Source organism: Acetobacter sp., from assembly GCF_022483985.1.
In the GTDB taxonomy this organism is placed as follows: domain Bacteria; phylum Pseudomonadota; class Alphaproteobacteria; order Acetobacterales; family Acetobacteraceae; genus Acetobacter.
In genome coordinates this window covers 485,991-495,000 of the sequence record NZ_JAKVME010000003.1, presented here as the reverse complement: position 1 = coordinate 495,000, position 9,010 = coordinate 485,991, and the positions used below count along the sequence as shown (strand labels likewise).

Sequence of the window (9,010 nt, the reverse complement as noted above, 5' to 3'; positions counted from 1 at the left end):
CGCGAGCCGCTTCTGCGTTCCCCGTAACGTCATGTAATCGCGCGCCAGATCACCTTCACGCGCAATCAGCAACGAACGGCGCTGTTCCGTGCTTTCATCAAGATAGGCCTGAGCCGCCTCATACTGACGGCGCACCCGCCCCCAGAGATCAACCTCCCATGTCGCATCCACGCCATCACGCCACTGATCAAGCAGGGGAATCGTCGCATTGCTGGCGTTCTGGTCGAGAAGCTGCCCCATGCTGCCGCCAGTGCTTTCGGCAATGTGGGAAACGATTCGGCGCAGATTCTGGGAACTGTACTGCGCCCGCGCATACGATCCTGAAGCACTCAGCGCGGGAAAACGCTCGGCTCCCGCCAGAACAAGCTGCGCCCGGCTTTCCGCGAGCTGCGCCGTGCCGCGTTGAACATCAAGGTTATCAGTCGCAAGCCGTTTTTCGAGGGCCGTCAGCTCCGGGTCATGGAAGACGCTCCACCAGTTCACATCCGGCGCATCCGGAATCGTCACGCTGGCCCTGCTGCCCGCCTGCGCGACCTTCCACGCTGGCGGTGTCCATGTCTGGGGTTTCTTATAGTTCGGCCCGACCGCGCACCCTGACAACAGAAGAACAAGACTGGTCAGAACCTGCTTCGATTTCGCCGCGCGCAACCACATAGACACTCTACACCCCCGCAGCCCATCAGCTTCATCGTGATGGACATTTTCCACTTGTCGCAGGCAGCCTTCGTTGGTCGGCCACCTTCGCCCGACGGAACAGTTCGTCTCCGGCGTCGGCACACTGCCTTGACGCTGACCGAACCGATCGGTCAGCATGCACCCTATCGGCTTTCCCTAGGGCGTCAATCACGCCTGCATACCCCACGATACCAGAGAAGATTATGAGAGATCAGGGCTGCTGCTCACCAAAACATTCCGTGGAAGCCTCAGCTGCCAAACGGGAGCAGATTCTGGAGGGAGCACACGAAATTTTTTCGGAGTCCGGCTATGAAGGCGCGAGCATGTCCGTCATCGCGCGCCATGCCGGCGTCTCGAAAGGCACGCTCTACAACTACTTCGACAACAAGGCCGAGCTCTTCACCGCCGTCGTCAAACAGAAAGCCGAAAGAGACCTTCCCGCAGCCTTTCGTCCGGTCAATGCCGACCTTCCCCCACGGGAGACACTGCATGCCCTCGCCCGTTCGACCATCGCGCTGATCAGCGCCCCGACCACCCTCTCGCTTTATCGGGTCATTATCTCGGAAGCACGGCATTTTCCCCATCTTGCCGAGACATTCTGGGAACATGCGCCCGCCATCTGCATCGACACACTGGCCAAATGGCTGGCGGACCGGACAGAAAAAAATGAACTCAATGTCCCCGATCCGATGTTCGCGGCGGAACAGTTCTACACCCTGTGCCAGACACGCATCGTCACGCGTCGCCGCTTCGAGTTGCCTGTTTCCACGACGGACGCTGATATCGACCATATAGCCGACGCAACCGTCACCATGTTTCTGGCGGTTTATTCTGCAAGCTGAAATTTTTGTCATCTGAGGCTGGCGGCAGAACTCGACGCCCTTCCGCCCGTTCAGTCTTCAGGCAGACAAGCGGCTCTGCATCCTGTCAGCATTCGACACAACAAACACCAAAAGACAGAAACAGTGACGTCCGCTTGCCGATTACGGTCAAAGGAGACTGTCATGACCAGAAAAATGGACGACAATCTGCCCGGCGCTCTGAATGACGCCGTTGATTTCGTGACACGCGCCCACAAGGATAATTCCGGCCTCGCCTCCGCTGTGAGCGAATATATGGGTAAGGAAGGCGCACCCGGTATTCCGGAAGTGCGCGGATGCGCTCACGCGGCAGGTCTGGATGACCTTCTTCAGGGATGGAGAGATGCCATCAGCAAGACTCCCGCCACAGAAGCCGATATCAAAACGCTTATCCCTCAGGACGTCATCAGCCGGTTTTCCAAGGAGACAGGGCTTTCGCCAGACGCCGTGGTCAGCGGTCTTGCTTCCGTCGTCCCCGGCATTGTGTATCGCAACGCCCGGCAGGTTCAGGACAGGCAGAAGCCACCTGCCCTGTAAAACACTGTTTAAAACACTGTTTCTTGTCGCGGAATGACACGCCGGTCTGAAGAACATCCTTCAGGCCGGAACCTGCTGTTGCATGCAACAAAAGACGCCGGGAGTTTATATTTCTTCCCACTCGCTTCAGATAACTTCCAGAGGCACTTTCCTGCCCGGAGGAGGAAACGCCCTGTCCAGCGCCAGAAGATCATCATCCGTCAATCTGATTTCCTGCGCGACAACATTTTCCAGAAGATGTTTTTTCGAGCCTGCCTTGGGAATCGCAATGAGAGATGGCTGGCGCAGAACCCATGCCAGCGCGATCTGTGCCGGAGTCGCCGCCCCCTGACTTGTCGAGTGCTGTCGGGCAATCCTCGCCAGCACATTATCCCTGAGCATCCCGCCGCCCTGTCCAAGCGGCGAATAGGCCATGGTCACAGCCTGACGGGCACGGTCTTCCTCCAGCAGATCAAATTCGATTCCACGGTGACTAAGACTGTAAAGAACCTGATTGGTGACACAGCTTTCACCATAGCTGGTCTGTTCCACTTCCTCCATGTCGGTCGTATCGAAATTGGAAACCCCCCAGCTTCTGATCATTCCGCGATCGCGTAACGTCTCGAAGGCTTCGAATGTTTCAGCGAGCGGTACGCTTCCCTGCCAGTGCAGGAGATAGAGGTCCATGTAATCGGTGCGCAGCCGCTTGAGAGAGTCTGTACAGCTCCGGACGACACCTCTGGCCGACGCGTTCGAAGGCAACACCTTGCTCACGAGGAACACGTCGTCCCGCCGCTTCTCTATCGCCTCTCCCACGACACTTTCAGAGCGGCCATTACCATACATCTCGGCCGTATCGATGACACGCAGTCCTGCATCGAGACCCGCCTGAAGACTGGCGATCTCATCGCTGCGCAGGGAGACATCGTCCCCCATGTTCCATGTTCCCATGCCCAGAGCCGGAACCTCAACGCCATTTTTGAATCTGACCTTGCGTGTCATGACATGGTCCTTTCGGGGAAACTGTCTGCAACATTCATTATATGAAATGCGGGAGCGTATTGCAGTCTGCCGTTCGCAATCTGCTTTTATATTCTCTGAGATCATTCCAACGCAGCAGAACGGAAAATGATCCATGCGGAAAATGAAGCCATGCCGCCAGTCAGCAGGCTGATCTTCACAAGCCCTGATAAAACATAAAAATTTCCGGTGAAGCTTCTTGAAAAAAGGCGGCACCCCTGAAGAAGAAAACTCTCAGCGCGCCCTTGTCCAACCCTTTGCTTCCTGCTTCCAGTAAGCCAGCGTGTGTCCCGCATCACGCAACGCCACCCAGCGCACACGCGCCGCCGCGACCGCCGCCTCATCCTGTCCATCGAAGAGATCGAACACGCGCTCGAACGCTTCAACAGGCAACGCTTCGGCTATGCCCGTCAGAAACAGGAAGTCTGCCCCATTGGGCACATCCTCGCCCGCCGTAATCCACACAGGCTGACGCTCGGGATATTTCCCACCCGTCGCCGCGTGAGGAAGCCAGACCGGTTCAGAGACTTTCCAGAGCGCCTCATCAAGGGCGGCAGCCGTCGCCGGATCGCCGCATCTGACGACCGCCCTTTTGCCCGCGTCCAGTGTGCGGCCAAGCAGCACCGGCAGCGCCTCAAGCGCCCCGGTGCGTGTCAGATGGTAGAAACCGACCTCGGCCACCGGGCCTGTCAGCCTTCGAACTGACGGGTAAACCGGTCAAGCAGACGCACACCGAAACCGGAAGCGCCTTTCGGAGAACCGGACTTCGCCTTGGTCGCCCAGGCCACGCCCGCGATGTCGAGATGCGCCCACGGCGTCTCACCCACGAAGCGCTTGAGGAACTGCGCCGCCGTGATGGAGCCACCCGCACGCCCGCCACCAATATTCTTCATGTCGGCAATATCGGACTTGAGCTGCTTGTCGTACTCCTCGCCCATCGGCATCCGCCACAGCTTCTCCTCGGTCGCCGTGCCAGCGTCCGTCAGCTTCGAGGAAAGCGTGTCGTCATTCGAGAACAGGCCCGCATATTCATGACCGAGGCCGACAATGATCGCACCCGTCAGCGTGGCCAGATCGACCATGTAACGCGGTGAGAAAGTCTCACGCGCATACCAGAGCACATCGGCCAGAACGAGGCGGCCTTCCGCATCGGTATTCAGCACCTCGATGGTCTGGCCGGACGCGCTACGGACCACATCGCCAGGACGCTGCGCGTTGCCAGAGACCATGTTCTCGACGAGACCGATCAGGCCGACCGCATTGACTTTCGCCTTGCGGCCCGCCAGCGCGGCCATCAGGCCGGTGACGACGCCCGCGCCCGCCATGTCCCACTTCATGTCTTCCATGCCGGCGGCCGGCTTGATGGAAATACCGCCGGAGTCGAACGTCACACCCTTGCCGACAAAGGCCAGCGGCGCGGAGTCATCCCCGGCGCCATTCCAACGCATCACCACCATGCGGGGCGGATTGTCACTGCCCTGCGCGACGCCGAGCATGGAACCGAATTTCAGCTTCTCAAGCGCGGGAACGTCGAACACCTCGACGTCAACGCCGAGCTCCTTCAAGGCCTCCGTGCGTTTGGCGAATTCAATCGGCGTCAGGACATTGGCGGGCTCGCTGACCAGATCGCGGGTCAGGGTCACGCCCTTCGCCACGGCTTCCCAGCCTGTCCATGCCGCTTTCGCACCAGCCGCATCTTTTGTCAGAACGGCAAGTGACGCCAGCTTCGGCTTGTCGTCCTTTTTCTCCGTGGTGCGGTAGCGATCGAAGCGATACAGACCGAGCGACGCGCCAAGCGCCACATGCACAGCCAGCTTCGGATCAAGCGCCGCCGTGGAGAGCGCGCCCTGCGCGTGCATGGACAGCGTCTGCGCCGCCGTGCCGCCCGCCTGCTCGGCGGATGTTTCCGTCAGGCTGTCCCTGTCGCCAAGACCAACCAGCACGACGCGCTCCAGATTGGCACCGGGAGCCAGCACTACGCAGGTTGCACCACGCTTGAAGGTGAAAGACGCCGCCTCCGCCGCACGGGTCAGCGCCCCGCCGGTCGCCTTGTCCACAGCGGCGAAAAAGTCGGACCGCGCCCCATCGGCAAATTCCGGCAGCGCCAGTGCGCCACTTGTAGGAAGAGCAAGGTCGGAGAAGCTGATCTCTGTCACGTTGGCGCCTTTTCCTTGTCTGGCAGGCGCGACGACGGACCGGTTCCGCTGCCCCACCCGGAGCTATCCGCTTCCAAAGGTAGTGAGGGGGACGAGGGTTGGCAACGGTGGTGTCACTCCAACCCGTCCACAGCGGATTTGTTGCGGGTGTTACGGTCTCGGGCTCTGCCCGACCCGGGCAGGAAGCACTGGTCCCTGCCCATGATCCGGCGGCAAAACCTCAGGCGGACTTCCCTGCCTTGAGCGACGCATCAATCTGCAACGCCAGTTGCGCCATTTTCAGCGCGCCTTCGCGGCTTCCGGCGCCACAGATGAACCGTGCAGGATGCGCGAACACGGCGTCAGGCACGCCTGACACCTTCGCCAGTTCGGTTTTTTCCAGACCACCCCATGCTTCCGGCAGGGGAACGCGCTGACTGAACTCTCCACGGGCCGAGGCGATCGCCTTGACGTTCCACTGGCTGTCGTTCGCAGGCGACACCACATAGACCACAGGCAGATCGTTCTCGAAGATCATCTTTTCGGTCGGCATGCCCGTGTCCATCAGCAGGATGCGCTTGTCCTCGGCCTTCGCATACGCCTCCATCACCCGACTCGCGGCTTTCAGGCTGGCGCGCACACGGTCCAGGGAGTTGACCAGATGCGCGGCGACAGCGGCGGCGGCATTGGCGAAACCGGTGCTTTCCTTCGTCTTTGCGACATCCGCGCCATAAAGTTCAGTCGTGTCCCACGGCGGGTTGCAGGCCGACACGATGTCCGCCAGCGAGAGCTTGCCCATCTTGGCCACGCCGTTGTCATCGAGATCGACAGGCAGGATCAGCGACTTGTCGAGCGTCTGCCAGATCGACGCCACATCGGCTTCACTGATCGGGGATTCACTGACCGGCGTTTTCAGGACCGTGCCGAGAATATTGCGGATCGCGGCCTTGCCATAATCCTTCCACAGCAGCCCGGCGGCGCTGTAGGGCGTGCCGTCCTCACGCAGCGGTTTGACCCGCATATGATGATCGTAACGGCCCTTGGGCGGCGCATATTCGCCACCGACATCAAACACGATATCAGCCGCCCGAATGTCTTCCGGATTGCGTGAGCGCACGAAGGCGAGGCGTCCACCGACACCACCATCCAGCACACGACCACGCAGATCACCCTCGGGCTCCAGCGCGTAATGCAGAATCACATATCCCAGCGTTTCATCCGTATGGAAATTCCCGGAATGGGTCAGAGCCCGGACGGGAGATGCCTGCTGATCCAGACCGATGGGAGTGTGTTCTGACATGAAAAAATCCGCTGTAGCCAAAAATGGTTTCAGAGTCTGATCCGTTCCGGACATTCCTGTCCGAACCGTGAATCACCCTCTCAGGTCATGACCCGCGCCATGCTGCCGCGAACCGGCGCGCGGGGACAGGACCGTCCTGAGCGCCTCTCATGCCGCAGAGGGACCGCTTGCACAATCAGCTTCGCGCGGAAATGACCTGCAACATGAGCGCCCCGGCGGCCATCGCGCCACCGAACAGCGCAACAGCGCTCCACCCTCCGATGATCCACGCCACCGATGCACCCGCCGCGCCACTCGCGCCGCCGAGAAACATCACCCCCATGAAAAGCGTATTGAGGCGGGAGCGGGCTTCAGGACGCAATGCGTAGACAATATGCTGATGCGAAATAAGCACGCTCTGCACCGTGAAATCCAGCAGGATGCAACCGGCAACCAGCCCGGTCAGAGAGAGCCATGTGCCAAAAAGCACCCATGACAGAAGCGTGAGAAGGGTTCCTGCCAGAATGGTGCGGTGCGGACCGTGGCTGTCGGCGATCCTTCCAGCGAGCGGAGCCGCCAGAATCCCCACAGCGCCCACGATCCCGAATAATCCTGCGGCTTCCGCGCTCAGGTTGAAGCGCGGCTCCTGTAGATGCAGGGCGAGAATGGACCAGAAGACCGAGAACGTACCGAACAGCAGCGCCTGCGTGAAAGCTGCCAGTCGCAGCGCTGGAAATTCCCGCCAGAGATGAGCCAGCGATACCATGAGACTGGCATAGTTGTGCTGCGTGTCGGGACGGCTGTAGGGCAGCAGAAGACGCATCAGAGCCCCTGCTCCCAGACTGAGTGGCACGCCCAGCCAGAACATCTCGCGCCAGCCCGCATGATCCGCCACAAATCCGGCCAGCGTCCGGCTCAGCAGAATACCACACAGCAGGCCGGACATGACAACGCCCACAACCGCGCCGCGTCGTTCCGGCGGAGCGAGGTGCGCCGCAAACGGCACGATCTGCTGGGCGACGGTTGCAGCGGCCCCGATCAGCAGCGAGCCGAGCAGCACGATCCCAGCGCCGGGAGCGAGCGCCGTTATCGCCAGAGCGGCCGCCAGCAACACAAACTGCCAGACAATGAGTTGCCGACGCTCCAGAAGATCTCCCAGCGGCACCAGCGCGAACAGACCGAGGGCATATCCCAACTGGGTGGCGGTGGGCACCAGAGCCGTAAGACTGCTCGGCATCGCCCGTTCCATGACGCCCAGCATCGGCTGGTTATAATAGATATTGGCGACGGCGAGACCCGTCGCAGCAGCCATGGCGAGGGTCATGCCACGGCCGGGAGGAGAGGAGGCGGTCATAGGACTTCCTGAAAGGGCTGGGGCGTCCGTATAGCAGCTTGCGGCAACGATTTTGCAGACAATCACCGCACCCTGCTTTTTTGTGAAGCTGCGGCTTCTCTTCCTGTTTCCTTGCCAGACGGGAAGAAAGGAGCCGCGTCCCTTTGCGGGGTTCGAAGCAGCACGCTGAAAAGCTTCTGCGCCACCACCCGCCTCCTTCTCTGAACAGCCTGTCGCGGCGCTCGCCTGGACAGGACATGGCGGAGGACAGTGGCGGACAACGGATCTGCAACTCAGCAGTACATTTACAGAGGGCTGATTGAAGGGCGTGGTCACCAGATAATCAATTGCGCCTTCATTTCTGTGGAGTAAGAAAGAGGTATGACTCTTTCCAGCTCTCCGGTCCCTGACGCCGCGCTCCTCGCCCTCGCTCTTCGTCTCGCTCGCGAGGCCAGCGACATCATCAACGCCATCCGGGCCAAAGGATTCGTGACCACCACGAAATCTGACCGTTCGCCGGTGACGGAAGCCGATCAGGCGGCGGAGAAACATATTCTGGCCGGACTGCGCGCCGCAGCCCCCCACATTCCGGTCATCGCGGAAGAAGAAATGGCGGCGGGCATCCGCGTGGAAGGCGGCACGGAATACTGGCTGGTCGACCCGCTGGACGGCACGCGGGAATTCGCCGCCGGACGTGACGACTTCACGGTGAATATCGGTCTGGTGCGGGATGACCGGGCGGTGCTCGGCGCCATGGCTCTCCCCGCTTACGGACAGTTCTACACCGGCGGCGAAGGACTCGGCGCGACCCGCTATGACGCCGATGGCGAGCATGCGATTCACGTCCGCAAGGCTCCAAAGGATGGGCTGGCTGTCCTCGCCTCCCGTCATCACGGCGACGATCCGGCGTTGGCGAAGCTTCTGGGCGAACGTCCCATCGCCTCGCTGGGCAATATCGGCTCGGCTGTGAAATTTGTCCGCGTGGCCGAGGGTGTGGCGGATTTCTACCCGCGTCTCGGACCGACGATGGAATGGGACACGGCAGCGCCTCAGGCGATTGTGGAAGCCGCGGGCGGCAGGGTCATGCTGCTCGATGGCAGCGGCCCCCTCCGCTACAGCAAGCCGGGCTGGAAGAACCCGTTCTTTGTCTGCGCCGGTGATCTTGACGACTGAGGCAGGGAAACGGCCACGC

Annotated in this window: 9 protein-coding genes (1 of these 9 running past the window's edge); 3 read left to right on the top strand and 6 right to left on the bottom strand. The window is 60.8% G+C overall.

Annotated features, from left to right (window positions below; translation table 11 throughout):
• Positions 1-654, bottom strand: the beginning of a protein-coding gene (locus tag LKE90_RS16345; protein ID WP_291494616.1) for an efflux transporter outer membrane subunit. The gene continues 843 nt to the left of window position 1, outside the view; the window shows 654 of its 1,497 coding nt (coding positions 1-654); its start codon is at positions 652-654; the stop codon falls past the left edge of the window.
• Between the two features lie 224 nt (positions 655-878).
• On the opposite strand from LKE90_RS16345, the gene LKE90_RS16340 reads away from it, so the two are divergent.
• Positions 879-1,517: a TetR/AcrR family transcriptional regulator C-terminal domain-containing protein gene (locus tag LKE90_RS16340; protein ID WP_407066112.1), complete on the top strand. Its 639-nt coding sequence runs from the start codon at positions 879-881 to the stop codon at positions 1,515-1,517.
• A gap of 162 nt (positions 1,518-1,679) precedes the next feature.
• Entirely contained in the window at positions 1,680-2,072 is a 393-nt protein-coding gene (locus tag LKE90_RS16335; RefSeq protein ID WP_291494570.1) for a YidB family protein, read from the top strand.
• A gap of 126 nt (positions 2,073-2,198) precedes the next feature.
• Here LKE90_RS16335 and LKE90_RS16330 read toward each other — a convergent pair whose 3' ends face one another.
• The 5 genes from LKE90_RS16330 to LKE90_RS16310 all read right to left on the bottom strand — a co-directional run bounded on the left by LKE90_RS16330 (position 2,199) and on the right by LKE90_RS16310 (position 7,839).
• Positions 2,199-3,053, bottom strand: coding sequence for an aldo/keto reductase (locus LKE90_RS16330; RefSeq protein ID WP_291494571.1), 855 nt, complete (start codon positions 3,051-3,053; stop codon positions 2,199-2,201).
• 252 nt (positions 3,054-3,305) lie between these two features.
• A complete protein-coding gene (locus LKE90_RS16325; RefSeq protein ID WP_291494572.1) occupies positions 3,306-3,752 on the bottom strand; it encodes a DNA polymerase III subunit chi in 447 nt (148 codons plus the stop codon).
• 8 nt (positions 3,753-3,760) lie between these two features.
• The gene (locus LKE90_RS16320; RefSeq protein ID WP_291494573.1) at positions 3,761-5,227 is read right to left on the bottom strand and encodes a leucyl aminopeptidase; all 1,467 of its coding nucleotides are present in this window, start codon (positions 5,225-5,227) and stop codon (positions 3,761-3,763) included.
• A gap of 220 nt (positions 5,228-5,447) precedes the next feature.
• Complete coding sequence (locus tag LKE90_RS16315) at positions 5,448-6,506, bottom strand: MYG1 family protein (protein ID WP_291494574.1); 1,059 nt, start codon at positions 6,504-6,506, stop codon at positions 5,448-5,450.
• A 175-nt stretch (positions 6,507-6,681) separates the two neighbouring features.
• Entirely contained in the window at positions 6,682-7,839 is a 1,158-nt protein-coding gene (locus tag LKE90_RS16310; RefSeq protein ID WP_291494575.1) for an MFS transporter, read from the bottom strand.
• 360 nt (positions 7,840-8,199) lie between these two features.
• Here LKE90_RS16310 and cysQ point away from each other — a divergent pair, with 360 nt between their 5' ends.
• Entirely contained in the window at positions 8,200-8,991 is a 792-nt protein-coding gene (gene cysQ / locus LKE90_RS16305) for a 3'(2'),5'-bisphosphate nucleotidase CysQ (protein ID WP_291494576.1), read from the top strand.
• The last annotated feature ends 19 nt before the right edge of the window (positions 8,992-9,010 follow it).

Excerpts from the sequence above, each read along its gene's own strand:
- LKE90_RS16340 (WP_407066112.1), top strand. The coding sequence starts at position 879 with ATGAGAGATCAGGGCTGCTGCTCACCAAAACATTCCGTGGAAGCCTCA.
- LKE90_RS16335 (WP_291494570.1), top strand. The coding sequence starts at position 1,680 with ATGACCAGAAAAATGGACGACAATCTGCCCGGCGCTCTGAATGACGCC.
- LKE90_RS16330 (WP_291494571.1), bottom strand. The coding sequence starts at position 3,053 with ATGACACGCAAGGTCAGATTCAAAAATGGCGTTGAGGTTCCGGCTCTG.
- LKE90_RS16315 (WP_291494574.1), bottom strand. The coding sequence starts at position 6,506 with ATGTCAGAACACACTCCCATCGGTCTGGATCAGCAGGCATCTCCCGTC.
- LKE90_RS16310 (WP_291494575.1), bottom strand. The coding sequence starts at position 7,839 with ATGACCGCCTCCTCTCCTCCCGGCCGTGGCATGACCCTCGCCATGGCT.
- cysQ (WP_291494576.1), top strand. The coding sequence starts at position 8,200 with ATGACTCTTTCCAGCTCTCCGGTCCCTGACGCCGCGCTCCTCGCCCTC.